The sequence below is a fragment of the Acinetobacter sp. CIP A162 genome (assembly GCF_000367905.1).
Lineage (GTDB): Bacteria > Pseudomonadota > Gammaproteobacteria > Pseudomonadales > Moraxellaceae > Acinetobacter > Acinetobacter lwoffii.
Window position 1 is genome coordinate 579,518 of record NZ_KB849159.1, and the last position, 21,470, is coordinate 600,987.

Sequence of the window (21,470 nt, forward strand, 5' to 3'; positions counted from 1 at the left end):
AAAATCATGTCATCGTTTCTAATAATTATAGGATTTATATGATGTTTTACAGGGATAATTTTTAGACCACATATTTCCCATAAAAAGGTCAAGAATTATATGGCTGCAAAAGCTGCTGGCTTCTTATGTATGTTACCAGGAGTATTTCTATTTTGTCTTAGATCTTATTTAACATAAATCCCCCCGCTAGGGGGACTCGATTCTAGTCTTAAAAAACTTCGTAATTACATACTTCTATTCTTGAAATAAAATCGAGAGGCATTGTCAGTCTCTCAGCTGTAATAGTTTCAAAATGAACCCAGATAGCAGCATCTCTATTCTCAAAACTAATACTTACAAGTTTAACTAAGTCGTAAGGTTCAACATTATGGGTCAAGATAATATTATAGAGGTGATCTGAGCGTACGTACGAAATAAGGATTTGATGGATAGTTAATTGCTCTTTACTGCTTAACTCACTGTAATTACTTAGTTCTGGTAAATCATTTTGAATATTCACTTCAATCCTTAACAATCTTAAATTTTCTGTAGAAAACGGCGATTTTATCAATTTAGACAACGCTGAATATATTGGCTTTTGTTAATTCTTTCTAAATCTTGTTCTCGCTCGATAAACATAGCGTATACAGTTAACTACCTGACCTACAAATATACATTGGTTGTTTAACTCAATAATATTTGGCTTGAACTCTGGACTTAGAGCCTGAAGATATCTTTTTCCATTTGTCTCAATAACTAATTTTTGAAAGTAGCATCATCACCGTAACGAACCATAATAATGTCATCAGATTGCATGTCTCCGTAATAAGCATCCGGATCAACTGGACTGCTCCCAGTATCCTAGACATAAGACAGCCTCATTTTAAAACTGTTTCCAATGGTTTTGGAGTCCCCATCTCAGATTGTATTCATAAAGCACATATATTTTATATTGCGAATATGCGTATATTCATATATAAAGCTATGATTCGTCGATAAGAGGGAAGCTCATGAATCAAATGCCAAAAGTCCAAATTTATCATAACCCGGCCTGTGGCACCTCACGCAATACGCTGGCGTTAATTCGCAATGCGGGAATTGAGCCGGAAGTGATCGAATATCTGCTTACGCCACCCTCGAAAGATCAGCTGGTCAACATGATTCGGGATGCCGGTTTGACGGTTCGTGAAGTGCTCCGTAAAAATGTCGATCCCTACACCGAGCTGAATCTGGATGATGCCGGCTGGAGCGATGAGAAACTGCTGGATGCCATGCTGCAACATCCGATCCTGATCAATCGCCCGTTGGTGGTTACCGAGTTTGGAACCCGATTATGCCGTCCATCGGAAGTGGTACTGGATATTCTGCCTTTGCCACAATTAAAAGCCTTTGCCAAAGAAGACGGTGAAATCATCGTGGATGAACAGGGCAATCGGGTAAAATAAAGTGTCCCCCCATGCGAAAAAGCTTCAACTTGATTGGAGCTTTTTTATCTGAAAAACACATTGACGATGATCTATATCGGAAAAAGCGGGAAATTGTTCAAGCGAGCGCTTTCTGGTAGGCATATTCTGATCTGGATATCATTTTTGACAGGTCATCTTTACCATATATATGGATATGTGTATATTTGCATAAAAAATGGGAGCAATTATGGACCACGTTCAGTTTTTTAAATGTTTATCTGATGAAACACGTCTCAGTATTGTCCTGCTAATTGCACAAAACAAAGAGCAATGCGTCTGTGATCTGACCGATAAACTGCAGTTAAGCCAGCCGAAAATTTCACGTCATCTGGCCTTGTTACGTTCTTGTGGTTTACTCAACGATCGCCGGCAAAGCCAGTGGGTGTACTACAGCATTAATCAGCAATTGCCGGCCTGGTGTTTTGAAATTCTGGACGTGCTAAAAGCTAGTGAGGTTCCGGTTTTATTTGATTCTTCCGCTCTATCGATTCAGAGCCATTGCGAGTAAGTTTTCATGAAATTTTTGTTTTTATGTACGGGGAACAGTTGCCGCAGCATTCTCTCTGAAGTGTTGTTCAATAGCCGTGCGCCAGAAGGCTGGGTCGCTTACAGTGCCGGCAGCAAACCTTCCGGTCAGGTGCATCCCTTGACGCTTGAAACCCTGCACAATCTGGGCTTGTCGACTGAAGGCTTATCCAGCAAAAGCATTGATGCCTGTGAACAGTATCAGCTAGACGTGGTGATTACCGTCTGTGATGCGGCAGCACAGGAAGCGTGTCCTCTTTATCTTGGCGGAGCGATCAAGGCGCACTGGGGCCTGTCTGATCCGTCCCATTTAGAGGTGGATAAAGAAGAAAAAATGAAAGCCTTTATGAGCACTGTTGAACATATCAATCGTCGCCTGGATGCTTTGTTTAAACTTAACGTAAATGAGCTTTCTCGCTCGCAATTGATTGCAGCGATTAATCAAATTTCGAATGTTGAGTAAGTCACATGTCTGAAAAACGCATGTCCTTTTTAGATCGCAACCTGACGCTCTGGATTTTTATTGCCATGGCGTTAGGCATCGCCATAGGAAACTTTTTTCCTCAAGCATCGGTTGCTCTGGATCAATTCAGTATTAATTCAGTCAATATTCCAATCGCGATTGGTCTGATTCTGATGATGTATCCACCCCTGGCAAAAGTGGATTATGCGACCTTGCCGCAAGTGTTTAAGGATAAGAAAACCCTGACGCTATCTTTAATTCAAAACTGGTTGATTGCTCCGGTACTGATGTTTGCGTTGGCTGTGATTTTTTTGCATAGCTATCCAGAGTATATGACAGGCGTGATCCTGATTGGTTTAGCTCGATGTATCGCCATGGTACTGGTGTGGAATGGTCTGGCCTGTGGTGATAACCAATATGTTGCAGCATTGGTGGCGTTTAACAGTATTTTCCAGATTTTATTCTTCAGTACCTATGCCTGGTTATTCCTGACCTTCCTTCCGCCATATTTTGGTATTGAAGCTCAAGTGATCAATCTTAGCTTCTGGACCATTACCCATGCTGTTCTGGTTTATCTTGGAATTCCGTTCTTATTGGGTTTCTTAACGCGCTTAATTTTGGTGAAACAAAAAGGCGTAGAATGGTATCAAAACAAGTTCATTCCAAAAATCAGCCCGCTGAGTTTGATGGCTTTGCTGTTTACGATTTTGGCGATGTTTAGCTTAAAAGGAGGTGATGTCGTAAGTCTTCCACTGGAAGTTTTACGCATCGCGATTCCTTTAATCATTTACTTTGTGGCCATGTTCTTTATTAGCTTCTTTATGAGTAAATGGATGGGCAATGATTATCCAAAAACTGCTGCAATCTCATTTACTGCGGCTGGAAATAATTTTGAATTATCACTTGCAGTCGCTATTGCAACTTTTGGTATCGCTTCGCCAGTTGCTTTTACCACGATTATTGGGCCATTGGTTGAAGTACCTGTGTTAATTGCTTTAGTGAGTGTTTCACTGTGGCTAAGAAAGAAATATTTTAAAGAGGCTTGATCCGATGAACCTGCCTAACGTAGATCCAAATCTTATTGAACAACCCACCTTTGAAAAAGTCCAAGCCAAAGAACTAGCTCATCCTCCTCGGATTTTACTGCTCTATGGGTCTAATCGGGAACGTTCTTACAGTCGCCTTGCAGTTCTTGAAGCTGGTCGAATCCTTGAATATTTTGGGGCAGAAGTAAAAATCTTCCATCCGAAAGGGCTACCTTTACCGGAAGATGCTGATACTGAACATCCAAAAGTAAAAGAACTGCATGAGCTTCTGGCATGGGCTGAAGGTATGGTGTGGTGTTCACCGGAACGCCATGGTTCTATGAGTTCCATCTTTAAATCGCAGATTGACTGGATTCCTCTGGCAGGGGGTGCAATTCGTGCCACTCAGGGAAAAACCCTTGCCTTGATGCAAGTCAGTGGGGGATCACAGTCCTTTAATAGTCTGAACCAGATGCGTGTTTTGGGGCGTTGGATGCGGATGATCACGATTCCAAATCAGTCTTCAATTCCAAAAGCATTCCTGGAATTTGAAGAAGATGGACGAATGAAGCCATCAGCATTCTATGACCGGATTGTCGATGTGATGGAAGAACTGTATAAGTTTACTTTACTAACCCGTGGGCAAAGTGCTTATTTGACCAACCGTTATTCGGAACGCAAGGAATCGGCTGAAGAGCTTTCCAAACGGGTAAATCAGCGTAGTTTATAAATTCTAGGTGATCAGAGAGACTGAAAAGTATCTTGAGCAATGGAAGGCTAATTTAAACGCTTGAAAATTTTATGAAATACGCCCAGTCTGATAAGCAGGCTGGGTTTTTATTTGATGACAATAAAGAAGGGGGGAAATATTTTGGCTCAATTACAAGCTGAAGTTGATGTGATCATCATCGGTGGTGGACAGGCCGGTTTGTCCACGGCTTATTTCTTAAAGCGTAAGAACATTCCGTTTATCATCCTAGATGATCAGCCTCAGCCTGGAGGTGCCTGGCAGCATGCCTGGGAGTCCTTGCGCCTTTTCTCCCCGAATAGCTGGAGTTCGCTGTCAGGCTGGATGATGCCGGCGACCGAACAGACCTATCCGACCCGCAATGAGGTGATCGATTATTTGACCGCCTATGAGCAGCGCTATCACTTTCCTGTAGTTCGTCCGGTGCGTGTGGAACGCGTGGAAAGTAAGGGCCAGTATTTAGAGGTTTATGCCGGGGAACAATCCTGGAAAGCCAAAGCGGTGGTAAGCGCTACAGGGACATGGAGCCAACCATTTATTCCCGAGTATGCCGGCCGTGAGCATTTTCAGGGCGTACAACTGCATTCCGCAGATTATAAAAATGCTGAGTTATTTAAAACCAAGAAAGTCATGGTGGTGGGTGGCGGTAACTCTGGTGCACAAATCTTGGCAGAAGTATCTCAGGTGGCCGAAACGCTTTGGATCACCCAGACACCGCCGCAGTTTCTGGCAGATGATGTCGATGGCCGTGTCCTGTTCTTAAGGGCGACTGAGCGCCTGAAAGCCCAGCAGGAAGGTAGAAAGATTGAGCAGCCCATTGGGGGGTTGGGTGATATTGTCATGATTGATTCAGTTAAAGATGCACGTGAGCGAGGCATTTTGCAGAGCAGGCGTCCATTTTCAGCTTTTACAGAACATGGCGTGATTTGGGAAGATGGCAGCACAGCGCATGTGGATGTGGTGATCTGGTGTACAGGATTTAAGGCGGCGCTGAATCACCTCAGCAGCCTCGGAATTATCCAGCCGGACCAGACCATTGCGGTTCAGAATGGCCGCTCTGTTCAGGTACCAAATTTATGGCTGGTGGGCTATGGAGAATGGACCGGTGCTGCTTCGGCCACGCTGGTCGGGGTTTCCCGGACAGCTCGGGCAGTAGCGGAAGACATCGCTGCATTTTTGGCCTGAGAGGATTTGATCCTGATTCAGTCGAGTGGATTGAGTGAATAGTATCTGTCTGCAACGAGCATCATACCCGATGGTCTGATGCTCGTGATGATACGCTTGCATTGACGTTCGAATTTAATCAGGTAACTTATGCCCACAATGTGGACAGAAGAAATATTTGTTTTTTTCCTGCTCGAGTTGTTCTTTCTTACGCTCATGAATAAGTTCTAACAGGATATCCTGCATTTGTTCTTTGCTCAGTCCGACTTCTTTACGTAAAATTTCAATTTTTTCTTGATCTTCAATTAAGTCAATTTCTGCATCATCGAGCAGTTCACGAAATCTTAATTCCAGTTTGTGCTTGCGCTGTCTCAGCTCATTGGCCAGACCATTTGCCAGAATACCCGCAGGAAGCGCTGCCAGACCCACCCCTAAAATAGTAATTAAAGCCCCTAGAAAGCGGCCTAAGGGGGTGATTGGTGTCACATCGCCATAGCCGACCGTGGTCAGTGTCACCACTGCCCACCACATGGATGCAGGGATGGAGCTAAAGACTTCTGGTTGAGCCTTATTTTCAACCACATATACTCCAGCCGCCGCGATGATGATCATGATCAGCAGGATAAAAATAACCGCCTGAAATGAGCCCTTTTCGCGCTTGATCACCCGCAATAAAATCTGCAGGGAGACGAAATAACGGGTTAATTTAAGTAATCTGAATAATCGAAGGATTCGCAGGAAGCGTAAATCGAGATGCACAAAGAAGTTAATATAGGCCGGGAGAATCGCCAACAGGTCAATGATGGCACCGCCACTACGGATCCATAACCATCGGTTTTTCCATGCACCTTCAAAGGGGTCTTTTTCCGCAATGGCCCAAAATCTTAATAAATATTCCAGGGTAAAAATAAAGATCGAGAATAATTCAAAGGCATCAAACAGCAGCTGATAGGATTGATAGAGGTCATTGATTGATTCAAGTAAAACGGCAGCAGTATTCCCAATAATCAATATAATCAGAAATATATTGATGACGCGACTTAAGATGCTTTCGTGTTCTTCATTATGCAAATTGTCATAAATAAATCTGCGAAGCTTATACCAGGCCTTGAATTCCATAACAGTGCATTACGGTGCGATAAGATGCTTTGAGTTTAGCGCAAGCCCGGCCATCGAAAGGAAATTTTTAAAAAATTAATCAGAACTGTGGGGTGGTGATTATCCTGGATTTTTAGGGCTAAAGCGAGTGTGCACGACTCTAAAACCCCCAAAGCATTCTGGTAAATCTCACTACGGAATACTTGAACGATACCGATACAATACTGCTTCAACAAATACCCTGTTGTCTTTGGCAGTTACTCAAACAGTACTTGCTCGTCCGGGCAACAGATCCTTAATCTGTTCCCACTGATCATCTCTTAATGCATAGCGTTTAGTCATGAAAAAATAATGAGGACAGATTAGATTTTTTTAAGCTAATTGGTGACAGGCCTAGTTGCATCAAGTGATCTTTTTTCTCTGGCATTTTTGTTTTCATAGAGGGGTCTTATTATTTTTATACCTGTTTCTATGCTAAAAATTAAAAGTGCGTTGTGATCGCCTGATCATAAACTTGAGAATACAGAGAAGGTTTTTGTTGAAGAAAAAGTTATTTGTATAAACAAAGGAAGTGATTTGAATTGGTGATATCTTTATTGGATGTTGAAAAGTAAGAATTTTTATTTCAAAAAATCTCTAGGGTTTTCGAATGTATTGAATTGATTTCAATGCGAAGCCCATAGGGCTGTCGGGCATTGAAAGAGAGCTGATAGCCATACTGTTTTAACAGGTTAGCGGTCAATGCCAGTCCTAAACCATGGCCGTGCTGCTGAGCAGATTTGCGCCAGAAGCGTTGTCCTAAATGTTGGATATCCTGTGCTGTCAGTTGCTGTCCATCATCTTCAATCACTAGGCAACCAGACTGCATGGAAATCCAGATATGGGCAGCCTGTGCATGCAGCAGGGCATTTTCAAGCAGATTTTTCAGTACGGTATACAGCACAAATTCAGGCAGCTGAATTTCGCCCAAGTTGTCCCAGTTTACTTGTATTTTTTTGTTCATTTCTGGATAGCGTGTACCTAAGTCTGCAAGAACTTTCTCAAGTGTGGGGCGAAGCCAGATGGCCTCAGGCATTGCCTGGATACTGTTTTCTGATTGGGTCAGCAATAAAAGCTGCTCGAGTAACAGCGTATAACGCCGGATACTCTCATTGGCCTGCTGCAAATTATGCTGAATGGATTCAGGCAGGTGCTGCTGCTGACCGATCAGCTGGGCCAGTTGTACATGGGTTTTAATTGCAGTCAGGGGACTGCGTAATTCATGTGCAGCATAGGCACTAAAGGCTTTCTCCTGTTGCAGACTGTCATTGAGTTTTTGAATCAACTGCGTGGAATTGTTGACAAAAGGCTGTACTTCTTGGGGAATACTTGCAGGCTTGAGCTGCATTAAAAAATCTGCCACCTCTGAATAGCTAAGGTTTTTCTGGTTCAGGTATTGACTGAGCTGATCCAAAGACCGGAACTGTCTGCGGATAATAAAGATGATCAGGGCAATACAGATCAGCAGTGAGAAGACCAAGGGAACCAGTACCGACTGCAGAATCTGCTGTAGTAGCGTATCCCTCAAGAACATACGTTCTGCCGCCACTACCTGAATATCACCACGACGCAGAACATAACTGCGCCATTCTGTATTATCCTGCTGCCAGGTGCTGAATCCTTGTGGTCGCTGGCTTAAATTTGGGGGGGCACCGCGTGTTTTGGCAATCACCTGATTGCCTAACGAGATGTCAGAGCTAAAAAGAGAGACTTCACAGGCAATTAACTGGTTTGCATCATCATTCTTGGCTAATTTGGATAATGTTGCATCCCCCAGACTATCCAGTGGTAACTGCTGAATCAGCCGGGCAACCATTTGTGCAGATGCCGATAAGCGTTGATCCAGTGTGTCTTGTAAGCGTTGTTTCAGGTCAATATACAGCCATGAAAATACTGCACTCCACAGCACAATAAACATGGCCAAAAGGCTCATGACCAAACGCCATTTCAAGCTGTGACTAAACATGACGCTGCTCAAACGGTTTGAAAATATATCCCACACCACGAATGGTCTGAATTAAATCTGGATGCAGTTTTTGTCTCAGGTGATAAATGTGTACATTCAGGGCATTGCTCTCTATAGAGTCCTGAAAACCATAGAGCTTGTCAATAAGCTGTTCATTTTTCAGGATCTGGTTGGGGTGGCTCATCAGGGTTTCCAGCAGGCTGAATTCACGGCGAGATAAATTCACGGTCTGGTCTTGATAGATCACAGTCTGGGTATCCCGATTTAGAACCAGTTCATCAAATTGCAGGGTATTGGAGGCAAAGCCGCGGTGGCGACGGGTGAGGGCATGAATCCGGGCAATCAGTTCCTCCAGTTCAAAGGGTTTGGTCAGATAGTCATCGGCACCGGCATTCAGGGCCTGAACACACTGATCGGTCCGCAGCCGCGCCGTCAATACCAGTACCGGGAGATCAATCTGGTCGCGCCGCCAGCTGTGCAGCAAGTCCAGGCCATCCTGATCCGGCAGGCCTAAATCCAGTAAACACAAATCGACTGCACTATGCCGGATAAAATAATCTGCAGCACGTGCGTTACTGACATGCTCCACTGAAATATTCAGATAGTTCAGAGCAGCACAAATGCTCTGTGCGATATAGGGATCATCCTCAACCAATACAATAAACATAGAACATCCTGATCAAACTGCCATTATTTTATAAATGATTTGGGCTGTTAATGTTGCCTTAATTTTAGTTTTTCAATAATGCAGTCCTAACAGGAGGAGATCAGCTGGATGTTGACGTGGATATTGGGTGCCGTGATCGGCGGTGGAATCATGACGGGAACTGCACATGCAGACTTTTTACCACCAGATCAGGCATTTCAGTTTCAGGTGGTTTCTACAAGCCAGGATCAGGCAGAGCTTAGCTGGAAAATCGCAGATGGCTATTACTTGTATCATGACCAGCTTAAAGTGTCTCATCAGCAGACCCCAGTCAAGTTGGCACTGCCCAAACCCGAAGACAAAGATGACCCCAATTTCGGTTTGACCCAGGTCCATTATGGGCAAGTCAAAACCAATATGAAGGTTCAGCCCAACTAGAAGTTTGTGGTGCAGTGGCAGGGCTGTGCAGAAAGCGGTTTATGTTATCCGGTACAACGCACCACAGTAAAAACTGATGCAGATGGTTTATTTCCAGCGCAAAACTTGAGCAAAACCCCAAAACTGCTGACCAGCACTGTACCGCCAGAAGCAAACGAAAAAATTCTGACTGCTCAGAAAGATGAGCTCCAAGCTATAGAGCAAACTCCAAGTACAGATAAAGCATTGACCGAAGAAAAGGTAGAGGAAATACAAGTCGCTGCAGTTTCTGAACCTGTGGTGCAGCCTGAGGTGGAATTAACAGAGAAAAATGACCAGCTCATTGCAGACCCTAAAAATCAAACTTCGTCAGCAGGCATGAATAGCCAGTGGAACAATGACCAGTATTTTTTAAGTCTGCTGTCAGAACAAGGTCTGTTAATTAATGCCCTGATTTTTCTCGGGCTTGGCATTCTGCTGGCATTTTTACCATGTTCTTTACCTTTAATTCCAATTTTAACGGGAATTCTGGTTCAGCAGCACCGGGGCTACCGTGCGGCACTGATTGCACTGGTTTTCGTTTTGGGTATGGCACTGGTCTATGCGGTCATGGGACTTGCTGTGGCACAGCTCGGTTACAGTTTTCAGCGCTGGTTTCAAAGTCCGGTATTCATCAGTATTTTCAGCATTCTGTTTGTTTTGTTCGCACTTAATCTGTTCGGAGCATTTCAGCTGTCCTTACCCCAAGGCATGTTGCAGCGTCTGGATCAATGGCAGCAAAAGCAGAAGGGTGGCACGCTGATTGGTGCCGGTCTTATGGGCATGATCGCGGCACTGATTGTCGGGCCATGTATGAGTGCACCGTTGGCCGGTGCCTTAATCTATGTGTCTCAGCTTAATCAACCAATGCTGGGAGCCAGTTATCTGTTCGTCTTAGGCCTTGGGCTGGGCTTGCCACTATTTATTGCTGCCGTATTTGGGTCCCATCTTTTACCCAAGCCTGGTATCTGGATGGATCGCCTGAAGTTTAGTTTTGGCTTTGTCATGCTGGCGCTGGCCTTGTATTTCGCCCGTCCACTATTGCCCGGCATTTTATACCTGAGCCTTTTGGGTGTGGTACTGATCACCTGTTCAGGCTACTTCTTGTTCAAGATGCTGCCTCATGTGCATCGGTCTGTAGCGAAAATAGGCCTGATGCTGCTCAGTGGTTTACTGGTCTATGCAGGAGGCATGCAGCTCTACCATGTCTGGAGTCAGGTACAGGTCGCCCATGTGAAATCACGGCTTGAATGGCAGAAGGTCAGTACCGCCGCACAATTGCGACAGGTTTTAGTTAAACATCCTGCACACCCGGTGGTGATTGATGTCTATGCAGACTGGTGTGTGGCCTGTCAACCGATTGAAAAGGATGTGATTCCACGTAGTGATGTCCAGACGGCTTTACAAAATGTGGTTCGTATCAAATTAGACCTGACCCACTATCATCCAAGTCAGGATGAGCTGCTAAAAGAATGGCAAATCCTCGGACCACCCACCTTCATATTTCTAAATGCAGCGCATCAGGAACAGCGAGACTTGCGTTTAACCGGAAGCTTTAGCGCGACACATTTACTAGGCACATTGCAGCAACTGCAAGGAGAGCAACCATGATGATTTCCAGTGATGCACTGCATCTGGGACCTTTGATGTTGCCCTGGGCACTTATTATTGTTGCCACTGGCTTGATGCTGTTATCTGCCATCCTGTTTGGATTAGCCAGAAAGTATTCATGGTCTAAACAGCAGCTTGGGAAAAGTCAGGATTTGCTCTGGAGCAGTTTTTTGCTGGGGATGCTGGGTGCGCGTCTTATTTTCGTTCTGCTCAATGCCGAGCTGTATTTTGCAGCACCCATCGACATACTGAAAATCCAGGACAAAGGTTTCCATTTATGGGGAGGGGTGCTGCTTGGTGCTTTGTGGTATGTCATTCGAAACAGACAGCTGCAGACCAGATTTAAAGCCATCTTGTTGATCATATTGGTACTCTGGATCGGGCTTGGGCTCGCGTTCAAATCCAGTCTAAAAACTGAAGCAGCGTTTCCTGATCTCGCCTTTGCTGGACTAGAACAGGAGCGTCTGGGTACAGACAAGGTTTCACTCAGCCAATTCATTGGCCAGCCCACGGTAATTAATTTGTGGGCGAGCTGGTGTCCGCCGTGTCACCGTGAAATGCCGGTGTTGGCTAAAGCAGCCAAGCAGCATCCTCAAGTGAATTTTGTCATGCTCAATCAGGGTGAGGAGGTAGCCACCGTAAATGCCTATTTAAGAAAACATCAGTTTCAATTTAAACATGTCCTGCTGGACCCATATGGTGAACTACCCCAGCAGCTGAATAGTTTCGGCCTGCCAACGACGCTGTTTTTTAATGCTCAAGGTCAGCTGGTCGAGCGGCATATGGGGGAACTCAGTCCGGCCATGTTGCAGCAATATTTAAACAGGATTTCAGATCAACCTTAAAAAACGGAAGGACGTAGTATGAATAAAATTAACCAGGTGCTTGGTGCAGGCATGTTTCTGATCATGAGCATGCACACGCAGGCAAATATTAAACAGAATATTGAAAAACAGGGCTTTGTGTTTGTAAAACAGATTCCGGCACCACAAGGAATGACCGGCTGGGTGGGGCATGAAGACCAGTACTCCAATACGGTATTTATCTCCAATGATGATAAATACTATATCAAGGGCGAACTGTTTGATGCACAAGGGAAAAGCCTTTCCAATGAGCAGATTGAAAAGCATATGAAAAAAGCGGTATTGGACGATGTATGGAAAACCCTGGAAAAATCGACCTGGATCCAGGATGGCAAGCCAGATGCACCACGGGTGGTTTATGTCTTTTCCGATCCGAATTGCCCATATTGCTATAAATTCTGGCAGGCGGCCCGACCTTGGGTAGAATCAGGGAAGGTACAGCTGCGTCATATTCAGGTCGGTGTGATCCGTGAAGAAAGCCGTGGCCAGGTGGCAACACTATTGAATTCGAAAGATCCAGCGGCAGTTTTTAATGATATAAACAAGAATAAAGGCAAAAAGCAGCTCAAGAAAATGGAAAAGATTCCTGTCGAAATTGCTGCAAAAATTGATGCCAACCAGGCCCTAATGGGGAAATACGGCTTTTTCTCCACACCGTCGATGGTCTGGAAAAACAATCAGGGTGAATTTAAATCTGCTCAAGGCCTGGCGATGGATGTCAAGGAAATTTTTGAACAATAATATTTTAACTACATGATAGAAAAGTAATTTTTACTTAAAACATCTATACATGATAGGGAGGCAGATTTACATTGGAGGATAGGCTAAGCATGAAGAGCAGATAAGATATGTCAAATTTGGATGATCCACGGGTACTGCTTGCTTTGGAACGAACCGCTCTGGCGTGGAACCGGAGTGGTTTGGCATTAATTGCTTTTGGTTTTGTGATTGAAAAATCCAACCTGCTAGTGCAACTGGTGGACCCAGACACTTATGCACAGAAAATAGCTTATTCACAATGGTTGGGAATTGCGGTGATTGTATTTGGTATGTTGGTGAATTTCGCCTCAATCCTGCAATATCGACGGGGTTTGACATCACTGCGACCGCCGGAATTTATTGAAGGTTATTACACCCAGTATCCCGTATGGCTAAATCTGTTTACTGCTTTTAGCGGACTGCTTCTGATCATTTCTTTTTGGCTGCACTAAGAAGAGGGCTGGGCGCAATACAGCTCGTACAGCTTTTGCATCAGGCTCAAGACCTTGGGGTCACTCAGACGATAGAAAATCTGTTTGCCCTCACGTCGGGTGCCAACCATGTCGGCCTTACGCAGTACAGTCAGCTGTTGTGAAAGTGTAGGTTGATGAATATCGGTAGATTCTTCAATTTCCTGAACATTCATTTCCCCGTCAACCAGGACACATAAGATTTTCAGACGATCAGGATTGGCTAAAACTTTTAGGCATTGGCTGACGAAATCGACCTGTGAAAAATCAATTTTGGCATTTGCAGCAATCATATCCATAGATGTCCTTGAAACCTTTGATGTAACCCATGCAGTTTACACAATTTACCACAAAACTGCTTGATTATTATTTTTTATTATATAATATAAAAAAGTATATTGTATAGAGATTGATTCACCATGCATGACTTCCTCATCGCATTTATTGGCGGTTTAATGCTCGGACTTTCTGTAGTTGGCTATCTTTACGTCAATGGCCGTATTGCAGGGATCAGTGGCTTGATTGGGCAGGTATTAAACTCAAAAACCGTATTTAAAACGCCTGCGATCTGGTTTTTATCAGGTTTGATCCTCACACCGTTTATTTATGGTCTGTTTGTACAACCAGAAATCGAATTGAACGCCAGCCCACTGATGATGATTGTGGCAGGTCTGCTGGTAGGTTTTGGAACACGCTTGGGTTCGGGCTGTACCAGTGGTCACGGAATTTGTGGTATCAGTCGCCTGTCTAAGCGTTCTATTGTCGCGACCATGACTTTTATGTTTGCAGGTTTTGTCGCTGTTTACCTTATCCGTCATATCACAGGAGCATTCTAAAATGAAAAATGTGTTTGCCTTTTTATTTGGTGCGCTGTTCTCTGTGGGATTGATGGTATCGGGCATGTCCAATCCGGAAAAAGTACTCGATTTCCTGGATCTGTTTGGCGATTGGGATGCCAGTCTGGCCTTTGTGATGATGGGCGCGATTACTGTGGCCTTTATTCCCTTCCAGAAAGCATTACGTACGGCGCAACCGAAAACAGTATTTAATGAACCTATTGATTTACCTAAAAATAATCAGATAGATAAGAAGCTGATCACGGGTGCGGTTTTATTTGGTGCAGGTTGGGGCATTGCCGGCATCTGTCCGGCGCCAAGTTTCACTTTGATCGGTTTGGGCCACTATCAAGTGCTCTATTTTATTGTAGCAATGCTGGTGGGTGTATGGATTCACCGTAAATGGTCAGGAGCTTAACGATGTCAAATTTACCTATAGTAAAAGATTTTTTTCACGAAGATACCAATACCTTCAGTTATGTTGTACGTGATCCGGCGACCAAAGCCTGCGCCATTATTGATAGCGTTCTGGATTATGATCCGGCATCAGCAAGTACATCCACTATTCATGCCGATAAAATTATTGCCTATATTAAAGAGCAGGGTTTAACGGTCGAGTGGATTCTCGAAACCCATGTCCATGCTGATCATTTAACTGCAGCGCAATATCTCAAAGAAGAACTGGGTGGCAAAATTGCCATGAGCCAGAAAATTGGTATTGTTCAGGAAACTTTTGGCGCGATTTATCATCTAGATATTAAACAATGGAATGCCCAGCAGCTCTTTGATTATTTATTTGAAGATCATGAGTCGTTCCAAATTGGAACATTGAAAGCCTATAACATTCCAACACCGGGACATACGCCTGCTTGCCTGAGTTATGTGATTGGCGATGCGGTTTTTGTGGGTGATACGTTGTTCATGCCAGATTATGGTACAGCACGTTGTGATTTTCCGCGAGGCAGCGCAGAACAGCTTTATGATTCGGTGCAAAGCCTGTTTCAGTTGCCAGAAGATACCCGGGTCTTTTTATGTCATGACTATCTGCCTGAAACACGTGAATCGTATGTGTGTGAATCTGATATACAGACGCAGAAAAAACAGAATATCCATATTCATCAGGGAATCAGTAAAGCTGAATTTGCTCAGATGCGAAATCAGCGGGATTCAGGACTGAGTATGCCTAAGCTGATTCTACCGGCGATTCAGATCAATATGAAAGCAGGACAGTTTCCTGAGCCAGAACAAAACGGTGTTTCTTACCTCAAGCTTCCTATTAACTACTTCAAATAAGCTTGTGTCGTGATTCAACAAAAAGTTCAACTTTTATTGAATCATTTTTGTGGATAAGGGAGAGGGCGATGTGGGCATTAATACTTGAAGGGCTAGTTATCGGAGTGCTATTGGGTTTGATCGGTGCCGGTGGCGGTATTCTGGCTGTACCTGCACTGATGACGACCCAGGGTTGGACGGTGGCCCAGGCTGCGCCGGTGGGATTGCTTGCGGTCACGCTGTCGGCCTTGGTCGGAACGTTCGAGGATTTGTTCAAGCGTATTGTACGTTATCGCGCTGCCCTCTGGATTGCTCTCATTAGTATTCCTACAGCGCGTTATGGCGTGCATCTGGCCGATATCGTTTCTCCGTTCTGGCTGACGCTGGCTTTCAGTCTGGTCATGCTGATCGTGGCTTACCGGATCTTTTTTAATAAAGTGACCGATCATGGCAATGCACCGTGCAAGGTCAATCAATCGACCGGTCGTCTGATCTGGAATGTCAAAACTGCTTCGTTCCTAGCAGGTATTGGTGTTGTGGCAGGTTTATTAACCGGTCTGTTGGGGGTGGGGGTGGTTTTGTAATTGTTCCAGCCCTGCGTAAATTCACCGACCTTGATATGCGCAGTATCGTTGCGACTTCCCTGATGGTTATTTTCCTGATTGGTGGGGTCAGTATTTCTGCACACGTGCTGGATGGCTTTCAATATCCTGTTTCGGTTACGCTGACCTTTGTCCTGGCCTGTATTGTCGGGATGTTAATTGGACGCAGTCTGATGCAGCGGATTGACAGTAACAAGGTACAGAAAATATTTGCCACTACCGTGGTTGGGGTGGCGATGTATTTAATCTATTCAGCGCTCATGGGCTAAATAGCCAGTTGTAAATTTAAACTCAAACGCTTTCAATCTACCTGAGCATCGTTTATACAAAATATAATTTTAATGGCCGAGGAAGAATGAAAATGATGAAAACTGCAGAGCAATTGATCCAGAATGCAAAAAGCCGGATTCAGGAAGTCAGCGTAAATGAACTGTTTGAAGCGATGCAAAACCATCAACCAATTGCTCAACCATTTTTATGTCAGCAACATGTCCATTCGATAAAGCAGAACAACTAATTTCACCAAATTGGTTCATCACGATATGTAATTTACAGCCATAAAACCAACCCATAGAACTTTTGCCACGTGATGCGATTTGGGCTAATGATTTATGGCATTGAATACGTTGATTTTTACAAACAGGTAGCGTTGTTGAATCAATCTATAAGTATTGTTTATCTTTGCCTTTCATCAAAGCTACATACAGGGCATGTAGTGCTAATTCATGCCTATTGATCAAGTGAATCATGCGTTGGCAGCAAGGCAAGTGCTTAAATAAAAAGCTTTTATCCAGCTTTAGCCATGTAAAAAAGGCTTTGAAATTATTGAAATGAGAACATTTGTACCAAATGGTGATAAAGCAGATTTCTGAAATTGTGAGCTGAGCATTTCTGATTCTTAGAGAATGATGACTTTGTTTGAGGAACTTCCAATAAGTTGCTTCAAATTTAAGAAAGAAATCATCAATTAAGCAGAATCGGTACTATTGAACATCAGGACTAGAGTTGTGAGTTTGGTTTGGTAACTCAACTGATGGCTCTAGTCCTCTTATTTTTCAAGTCAATTTCTTATCCGTGATTCGGGTTAAATTATTTAAATGATGATTCATTCTGTATTCAGATCTTCATAAATTTAAAGGATACTTATTAGGGATATATTCTGTTTTAGACTTAATTCAGGATGCATAAATGAAGTACTCATTTATACAGCAGGCTTTCACTGGTCCCGTGGACATCGTGGGGGATATTCATGGTGAGATTGCCGCGCTGGAACAACTGATCCAGGTATTAGGTTATGACCGGAATGGTCATCATCCAGAACAGCGCAAACTAATTTTTGTCGGTGATCTATGTGACCGGGGGCAAGACAGTGTTGCGGTGATCAAATGCGTCAAACAGCTGGTAGATGAAGGCTATGCACAATGTGTGATGGGTAATCATGAATTGAACCTATTGACCGATACTTTGCGGGAAGGCAATGGCTGGTTTTTTGGTTCACCGCATCAGGATGATCTGAAACCTTTTGATTCGATCCAAGCCTCAATCAAAGATCGACAATGGATTCTGGATTTTTTAAATAGCTTACCGTTGGCCTTGGAGTCGGAGCAGCTGCGTGTTGTACATGCCTGTTGGCATCAAGGATCAATTGATCAATTACGCAATTCTGGTTTTACTTCGCTTGGCGAAGCCTATGCTGATTTCGTTCAACATACAGCGCTGGATCTGCAAGCCTTAGGTATTAATGAATTCATCCAGATAGAGCAGCAACGCTACCAACACCAGTTCAAAGACCCGGCTGCAACTTTACCTTTATTGCAACATCTCGCAGAAAAAGAGCTACGTGAGCAAATGCACAATCCGATTCGGGTCATTACTTCTGGTGCGGAAAAAATCGCCTTAGAACCGATTTATGCCGGTGGAAGGTGGCGGATGATCGACCGCGTGCCATGGTGGGACAGCTATACCGACCAAATTCCAGTCATTACTGGACATTATTGGCGGAACTTTAAATCTACTGAAGAAAAAACCGGTTTACTCAAATCGATCGATGCACTGCAATGGTATGGACAGCAACAAAACGTATTTTGTGTGGATTATTCAGTGGGTAAACGCTATCTCGATCGTCAACAGGGTGTCGCGTTCAGACATCGACTCGGCGCCTTAAGATTTCCAGAAAATATCTTGAGCTTTGAAGATGGCAATCAGTATTCAGTTCAGCGGTTCTGAGAAAAGGCAATTTTCTGATACAAAAAAAGCAGCTTTTCCAGCCGCTTTTTTTACAGAATCTAGATTTTATTCTGCTTCGATTATTTCATAATCATGGGTGATTTCAACACCGCCATCAGACAGCATTTTGCTGGCAGAGCAATATTTTTCAGCAGAAAGTTCTACGGCTTTTGCGACCTGTTTCTCTTTAATCGCTTTGCCGGTCACTACAAAATGCAAGTGAATTTTCGTGAATACTGCCGGAATTGTATCTGCACGTTCAGCCTTTAATTCGCAGCGTACATCGGTAATATCCTGACGAGCCTTCTTTAAAATGGTAACAATATCAAAAGACGCACAACCGCCCAGACCCGTTAAAAGCAGTTCCATAGGACGGGGACCACGGTTTTCACCACCGTATTCAGCTGAACCATCCATGATAAGGCTATGACCACTTTGAGTTTTTGCTTCAAAAGCAACATTCTCTAACCAATGAACGCTTGTTTGCATTGCAACTACCTAAAAAAAGCTATAAATTTGTCAAGTAACTGTACACTAACATAAATTGGGTTGATACGGAATTTCAATCCCACTGTGTGACAAGTTCACATTAGGTCTTGTGCGATCTATAAATTATCCATAATCGGAACTGTTAGCATGACTTCAAACTTTTCACAATTAAGCACTGATGCGCTTTCTCCGGGGCAATTACCAGAATCCGTGAAAGCACTGTTAAAACGTGCATATATTAATCGTTATCCAAAACGTACCACGATCATTGATGCAGGATCAGAATCTAAATCTTTATATTTAATTCTGAAGGGGTCTGTATCTATCATTCTTCGTGAAGATGATGATCGTGAAATTGTCGTGGCTTATTTAAATGCGGGTGACTTCTTTGGGGAAATGGGTCTATTCGAGGTTAATCCACAACGTACTGCGGAAGTTCGTACGCGTGATGTGTGTGAAATTGCCGAAATTACCTATGAAAACTTTCACGAAATCAGCAAGCAATATCCTGATCTGAGCTATGCGGTATTTGCTCAATTAGTACGCCGCTTGAAAAATACCACACGTAAAGTCACTGATCTGGCATTTATTGATGTTTCAGGCCGGATTGCACGTTGTCTGATCGACCTGTCTTCACAGCCAGAAGCGATGATTTTGCCGAATGGCCGTCAGATTCGTATTACCCGTCAGGAAATTGGTCGCATTGTTGGCTGTTCCCGCGAAATGGTCGGACGTGTACTAAAAACCCTGGAAGAGCAGGGCATGATCGAAACCGATGGTAAAGCCATCCTGATCTTTGATGCTTCATTAGAAGAAGCATCTGAAGCAGTGGCAGATGGTGCCATAGACGAATAATCCAGATATTAAAAAGCAAATCTTCGGATTTGCTTTTTTTATGCGTCATTACTCAATACATAAAAATTTAGAACAAGCTTCTCAGAAAAGATGATTTAAGTCTCCCTTATAATTCCGATAGGCTATAGCCCACTTGATCTCAATTCACTGAATAAAATTCACAGGATGTTTTTATGCAATTCAGACCATTGGCGGATACCGGCATTTTTTTGCCAGAAATTTGTTTGGGCACCATGACCTTTGGTGAGCAGAACACACAAGAACAGGCTTTTCAGCAACTGGATTATGCTTTAGATCAGGGAGTGTATTTCTGGGATACTGCGGAAATGTACCCGGTACCGCCAAAACCTGAAACGCAGGGTGCTACCGAGCGTATTATCGGGAACTGGATCGCTGCCCGTGGTGGCCGTGACAAACTTTTTTTAGCCTCAAAAATTGCCGGACCCTCGCAAGGTGGTAGCCATATCCGGGATGGTAAAACCCGTTTCGTTGCCGATGAAATTTCAGCAGCAATTGACCAGTCATTGTTACGCCTGCAAACGGATTATATTGACCTGTATCAGCTGCACTGGCCGCAACGCCCAACCAATTTCTTTGGCAAGCTGGGTTATGGCAATGCTGAAGCGGCAGAAGACCGTACCGTGACAGATCTCGAAGAAACCCTGACCGCCTTGCAGGATGAAATTAAAAAAGGCCGTATCCGTTATATTGGTCTTTCCAATGAAACCCCGTGGGGCACGATGAAATTTCTGCACCTCGCAGAGAAATTAGGTTTGTCCAAATTTGTCAGTGTACAAAACCCATATAACCTGCTGAACCGTACTTATGAAATCGGCATGTCAGAAATTGCCCATTATGAAGGTGTGGGCTTGTTGGCGTATTCACCTTTGGCATTTGGTTATCTGACCGGTAAATTCCGGCATGGTGCACGTCCTGCCAATGCGCGTGTAACACTGTTCTCCCGCTTTAGCCGTTATAGCAATCCGCAAAGTGAATGGGCAACCGAGCAATATGCCCAGCTGGCAGAACAGCATGGCTTAAGTCTTACCCAATTGGCTTTGGCCTTTATCAAGCAGCAGTTCTTTGTGACCAGTACCATTATCGGTGCGACCAATCTGGATCAGCTCAAAGAAAATATTCAGGCTTTTGAAGTCGACCTGTCTGAAGAAGTACTGAAAGGTATTGAAGATATTCACCGTCAACAGCCGAATCCGGCACCATAATCATGGTGTTGTTATTTTAAAGCACCCTCCAAGCGAGGGTGTTTTAATTTTATGAGAAATTAAATTTGATGATAAACAACATGGCCGGAAAACAATAAAAGCAGCATAATCGAAATAAGACGCATCAAGATGATTTGATAAAAATGAATAGTGAAACAGGTATTTCTAAATCCCAAGTATTAGCTATAGCAGTATTCAACTTAGCTGAGCAGTTGCAACTGAAAGAATTCGAACTTGCATTGATTCTGGGTTTATCTGAGGCGGAATTATCTCTGGTTATAAATGAAAAAGAATTAGAACCAGATACTACAGCAGGCGAAAAAGCTATAGCTTTAGTAAATATCTATCAAAAGTTATTTAGCTTGCATGGTGGAGACTTGAGCTGGATGCGCCATTTTATCAATTCACCTAACAAGCTTTTGAATCATCAAACGCCAAGATCCTTGATGCAAACAGAACATGGTTTGAGTGAAGTATTGCGATTACTAGGAAGGTTGCAACCGTACTAAAAATATCTCTCTATTCTCTACTAAGCTGAAAAATAGCAGAGTAAATTAAATAAAATATGAATTGTTTATCTTCACCTTAAAAATTCTTCTAACCTCACTTGAAATATGATTTGATTACACCAATATTATTATTAAAGACTGTCTAAATGTTTATATTAAGTTTTTGAAAAATATATAAAA

22 protein-coding genes and 5 pseudogenes are annotated in these 21,470 nt (G+C 43.5%); 18 read left to right on the forward strand and 9 right to left on the reverse strand.

The genetic code is table 11. The features are described 5' to 3' along the window. Nucleotides 1–208 precede the first annotated feature (208 nt). Both F995_RS09130 and F995_RS16995 read right to left on the reverse strand, forming a co-directional pair. A complete protein-coding gene (locus tag F995_RS09130) occupies nt 209–499 on the reverse strand; it encodes a hypothetical protein (protein WP_004646557.1) in 291 nt (96 codons plus the stop codon). 81 nt (nt 500–580) lie between these two features. Next, nucleotides 581–822, reverse strand: a pseudogene (locus F995_RS16995) (S24 family peptidase); the annotation flags it as partial. A gap of 167 nt (nt 823–989) precedes the next feature. Between F995_RS16995 and arsC the strand changes: the two are divergent. The 6 genes from arsC to F995_RS09160 all read left to right on the forward strand — a co-directional run bounded on the left by arsC (nt 990) and on the right by F995_RS09160 (nt 5,391). Beyond that, nucleotides 990–1,424, forward strand: coding sequence for an arsenate reductase (glutaredoxin) (arsC, locus tag F995_RS09135; RefSeq protein ID WP_004646558.1), 435 nt, complete (start codon nt 990–992; stop codon nt 1,422–1,424). A 208-nt stretch (nt 1,425–1,632) separates the two neighbouring features. Next, the gene (locus tag F995_RS09140; RefSeq protein ID WP_004646559.1) at nt 1,633–1,953 is read left to right on the forward strand and encodes a metalloregulator ArsR/SmtB family transcription factor; all 321 of its coding nucleotides are present in this window, start codon (nt 1,633–1,635) and stop codon (nt 1,951–1,953) included. A gap of 6 nt (nt 1,954–1,959) precedes the next feature. Beyond that, nucleotides 1,960–2,433: an arsenate reductase ArsC gene (locus F995_RS09145; protein WP_004646560.1), complete on the forward strand. Its 474-nt coding sequence runs from the start codon at nt 1,960–1,962 to the stop codon at nt 2,431–2,433. A gap of 5 nt (nt 2,434–2,438) precedes the next feature. Further along, nucleotides 2,439–3,479, forward strand: coding sequence for an ACR3 family arsenite efflux transporter (gene arsB / locus F995_RS09150; RefSeq protein WP_004280164.1), 1,041 nt, complete (start codon nt 2,439–2,441; stop codon nt 3,477–3,479). A gap of 4 nt (nt 3,480–3,483) precedes the next feature. Beyond that, nucleotides 3,484–4,188 carry an arsenical resistance protein ArsH gene (gene arsH / locus F995_RS09155; RefSeq protein WP_004280163.1) on the forward strand — a complete coding sequence of 235 codons (705 nt, stop codon included), beginning with the start codon at nt 3,484–3,486 and terminating at the stop codon, nt 4,186–4,188. Between the two features lie 141 nt (nt 4,189–4,329). Continuing rightward, a complete protein-coding gene (locus tag F995_RS09160) occupies nt 4,330–5,391 on the forward strand; it encodes an ArsO family NAD(P)H-dependent flavin-containing monooxygenase (protein WP_004646562.1) in 1,062 nt (353 codons plus the stop codon). Nucleotides 5,392–5,505: 114 nt separating this feature from the next. Here the strand turns inward: F995_RS09160 and F995_RS09165 are convergent, their stop codons facing one another. The 4 genes and pseudogenes from F995_RS09165 to F995_RS09175 form a co-directional block, all read right to left on the reverse strand. After that, complete coding sequence (locus F995_RS09165; RefSeq protein WP_004280160.1) at nt 5,506–6,489, reverse strand: potassium channel family protein; 984 nt, start codon at nt 6,487–6,489, stop codon at nt 5,506–5,508. 174 nt (nt 6,490–6,663) lie between these two features. Next, nucleotides 6,664–6,810: pseudogene (locus F995_RS16355) on the reverse strand (IS5/IS1182 family transposase); the annotation flags it as partial. 283 nt (nt 6,811–7,093) lie between these two features. Beyond that, a complete protein-coding gene (locus F995_RS09170; RefSeq protein ID WP_004646563.1) occupies nt 7,094–8,473 on the reverse strand; it encodes a sensor histidine kinase in 1,380 nt (459 codons plus the stop codon). Further along, nucleotides 8,466–9,140, reverse strand: coding sequence for a response regulator (locus F995_RS09175; RefSeq protein WP_004646564.1), 675 nt, complete (start codon nt 9,138–9,140; stop codon nt 8,466–8,468). Before F995_RS09175 ends, F995_RS09170 begins: the two co-directional genes overlap by 8 nt. A 108-nt stretch (nt 9,141–9,248) precedes the next feature. Here F995_RS09175 and dsbD point away from each other — a divergent pair. The 4 genes and pseudogenes from dsbD (at nt 9,249) to F995_RS09200 (ending at nt 13,260) form a co-directional block, all read left to right on the forward strand. After that, nucleotides 9,249–11,186, forward strand: a pseudogene (gene dsbD / locus F995_RS09185) (protein-disulfide reductase DsbD). Then, on the forward strand, nt 11,183–12,031 hold the full coding sequence (locus tag F995_RS09190) for a TlpA disulfide reductase family protein (RefSeq protein ID WP_004646568.1): 849 nt from the start codon (nt 11,183–11,185) through the stop codon (nt 12,029–12,031). Before dsbD ends, F995_RS09190 begins: the two are co-directional and overlap by 4 nt. An 18-nt stretch (nt 12,032–12,049) precedes the next feature. Then, entirely contained in the window at nt 12,050–12,790 is a 741-nt protein-coding gene (gene dsbG / locus F995_RS09195; RefSeq protein ID WP_004646569.1) for a thiol:disulfide interchange protein DsbG, read from the forward strand. Nucleotides 12,791–12,897: 107 nt separating this feature from the next. After that, on the forward strand, nt 12,898–13,260 hold the full coding sequence (locus F995_RS09200; protein ID WP_004646570.1) for a YidH family protein: 363 nt from the start codon (nt 12,898–12,900) through the stop codon (nt 13,258–13,260). Here the strand turns inward: F995_RS09200 and F995_RS09205 are convergent. Continuing rightward, entirely contained in the window at nt 13,257–13,577 is a 321-nt protein-coding gene (locus tag F995_RS09205) for an ArsR/SmtB family transcription factor (RefSeq protein WP_004280150.1), read from the reverse strand. The two genes, F995_RS09200 and F995_RS09205, sit on opposite strands and share 4 nt — an antisense overlap. A 120-nt stretch (nt 13,578–13,697) precedes the next feature. On the opposite strand from F995_RS09205, the gene F995_RS09210 reads away from it, so the two are divergent. From F995_RS09210 to F995_RS09225, 4 genes and pseudogenes are all read left to right on the forward strand, one after another. Next, entirely contained in the window at nt 13,698–14,114 is a 417-nt protein-coding gene (locus F995_RS09210; RefSeq protein ID WP_004646571.1) for a YeeE/YedE family protein, read from the forward strand. Nucleotide 14,115: 1 nt separating this feature from the next. After that, nucleotides 14,116–14,532, forward strand: a complete 417-nt coding sequence (locus F995_RS09215; protein WP_004646572.1) for a DUF6691 family protein — start codon at nt 14,116–14,118, stop codon at nt 14,530–14,532. A 2-nt stretch (nt 14,533–14,534) separates the two neighbouring features. Next, nucleotides 14,535–15,407: an MBL fold metallo-hydrolase gene (locus tag F995_RS09220; RefSeq protein WP_004646573.1), complete on the forward strand. Its 873-nt coding sequence runs from the start codon at nt 14,535–14,537 to the stop codon at nt 15,405–15,407. 68 nt (nt 15,408–15,475) lie between these two features. After that, nucleotides 15,476–16,257: pseudogene (locus F995_RS09225) on the forward strand (sulfite exporter TauE/SafE family protein). 168 nt (nt 16,258–16,425) lie between these two features. On the opposite strand, the pseudogene F995_RS16360 reads toward F995_RS09225, so the two are convergent. Further along, nucleotides 16,426–16,956, reverse strand: a pseudogene (locus F995_RS16360) (transposase); the annotation flags it as partial. A gap of 220 nt (nt 16,957–17,176) precedes the next feature. On the opposite strand from F995_RS16360, the gene F995_RS09230 reads away from it, so the two are divergent. Then, nucleotides 17,177–18,214: a metallophosphoesterase gene (locus F995_RS09230; RefSeq protein ID WP_004646578.1), complete on the forward strand. Its 1,038-nt coding sequence runs from the start codon at nt 17,177–17,179 to the stop codon at nt 18,212–18,214. 66 nt (nt 18,215–18,280) lie between these two features. On the opposite strand, the gene F995_RS09235 is transcribed toward F995_RS09230, so the two are convergent. Continuing rightward, nucleotides 18,281–18,703, reverse strand: a complete 423-nt coding sequence (locus F995_RS09235; RefSeq protein WP_004280142.1) for an OsmC family protein — start codon at nt 18,701–18,703, stop codon at nt 18,281–18,283. A 147-nt stretch (nt 18,704–18,850) separates the two neighbouring features. On the opposite strand from F995_RS09235, the gene crp reads away from it, so the two are divergent. From crp to F995_RS09250, 3 genes are all read left to right on the forward strand, one after another. Beyond that, complete coding sequence (crp, locus tag F995_RS09240; protein WP_004280141.1) at nt 18,851–19,558, forward strand: cAMP-activated global transcriptional regulator CRP; 708 nt, start codon at nt 18,851–18,853, stop codon at nt 19,556–19,558. A gap of 173 nt (nt 19,559–19,731) precedes the next feature. Beyond that, nucleotides 19,732–20,781 (forward strand): NADP(H)-dependent aldo-keto reductase, encoded by a 1,050-nt coding sequence (locus F995_RS09245; RefSeq protein WP_004646579.1) that lies wholly within the window; start codon nt 19,732–19,734, stop codon nt 20,779–20,781. A 143-nt stretch (nt 20,782–20,924) separates the two neighbouring features. Further along, nucleotides 20,925–21,290, forward strand: a complete 366-nt coding sequence (locus tag F995_RS09250) for an antitoxin Xre/MbcA/ParS toxin-binding domain-containing protein (protein WP_004646580.1) — start codon at nt 20,925–20,927, stop codon at nt 21,288–21,290. The last annotated feature ends 180 nt before the right edge of the window (nt 21,291–21,470 follow it).

What these genes read in the sequence shown, in the direction of transcription:
- arsC (WP_004646558.1), top strand. Translation starts at nt 990, where the DNA reads ATGAATCAAATGCCAAAAGTCCAAATTTATCATAACCCGGCCTGTGGC.
- F995_RS09140 (WP_004646559.1), top strand. Translation starts at nt 1,633, where the DNA reads ATGGACCACGTTCAGTTTTTTAAATGTTTATCTGATGAAACACGTCTC.
- F995_RS09145 (WP_004646560.1), top strand. Translation starts at nt 1,960, where the DNA reads ATGAAATTTTTGTTTTTATGTACGGGGAACAGTTGCCGCAGCATTCTC.
- arsB (WP_004280164.1), top strand. Translation starts at nt 2,439, where the DNA reads ATGTCTGAAAAACGCATGTCCTTTTTAGATCGCAACCTGACGCTCTGG.
- arsH (WP_004280163.1), top strand. Translation starts at nt 3,484, where the DNA reads ATGAACCTGCCTAACGTAGATCCAAATCTTATTGAACAACCCACCTTT.
- F995_RS09165 (WP_004280160.1), bottom strand. Translation starts at nt 6,489, where the DNA reads ATGGAATTCAAGGCCTGGTATAAGCTTCGCAGATTTATTTATGACAAT.
- F995_RS09170 (WP_004646563.1), bottom strand. Translation starts at nt 8,473, where the DNA reads ATGTTTAGTCACAGCTTGAAATGGCGTTTGGTCATGAGCCTTTTGGCC.
- F995_RS09175 (WP_004646564.1), bottom strand. Translation starts at nt 9,140, where the DNA reads ATGTTTATTGTATTGGTTGAGGATGATCCCTATATCGCACAGAGCATT.
- F995_RS09190 (WP_004646568.1), top strand. Translation starts at nt 11,183, where the DNA reads ATGATGATTTCCAGTGATGCACTGCATCTGGGACCTTTGATGTTGCCC.
- dsbG (WP_004646569.1), top strand. Translation starts at nt 12,050, where the DNA reads ATGAATAAAATTAACCAGGTGCTTGGTGCAGGCATGTTTCTGATCATG.
- F995_RS09200 (WP_004646570.1), top strand. Translation starts at nt 12,898, where the DNA reads ATGTCAAATTTGGATGATCCACGGGTACTGCTTGCTTTGGAACGAACC.
- F995_RS09205 (WP_004280150.1), bottom strand. Translation starts at nt 13,577, where the DNA reads ATGGATATGATTGCTGCAAATGCCAAAATTGATTTTTCACAGGTCGAT.
- F995_RS09210 (WP_004646571.1), top strand. Translation starts at nt 13,698, where the DNA reads ATGCATGACTTCCTCATCGCATTTATTGGCGGTTTAATGCTCGGACTT.
- F995_RS09215 (WP_004646572.1), top strand. Translation starts at nt 14,116, where the DNA reads ATGAAAAATGTGTTTGCCTTTTTATTTGGTGCGCTGTTCTCTGTGGGA.
- F995_RS09220 (WP_004646573.1), top strand. Translation starts at nt 14,535, where the DNA reads ATGTCAAATTTACCTATAGTAAAAGATTTTTTTCACGAAGATACCAAT.
- F995_RS09230 (WP_004646578.1), top strand. Translation starts at nt 17,177, where the DNA reads ATGAAGTACTCATTTATACAGCAGGCTTTCACTGGTCCCGTGGACATC.
- F995_RS09235 (WP_004280142.1), bottom strand. Translation starts at nt 18,703, where the DNA reads ATGCAAACAAGCGTTCATTGGTTAGAGAATGTTGCTTTTGAAGCAAAA.
- crp (WP_004280141.1), top strand. Translation starts at nt 18,851, where the DNA reads ATGACTTCAAACTTTTCACAATTAAGCACTGATGCGCTTTCTCCGGGG.
- F995_RS09245 (WP_004646579.1), top strand. Translation starts at nt 19,732, where the DNA reads ATGCAATTCAGACCATTGGCGGATACCGGCATTTTTTTGCCAGAAATT.
- F995_RS09250 (WP_004646580.1), top strand. Translation starts at nt 20,925, where the DNA reads ATGAATAGTGAAACAGGTATTTCTAAATCCCAAGTATTAGCTATAGCA.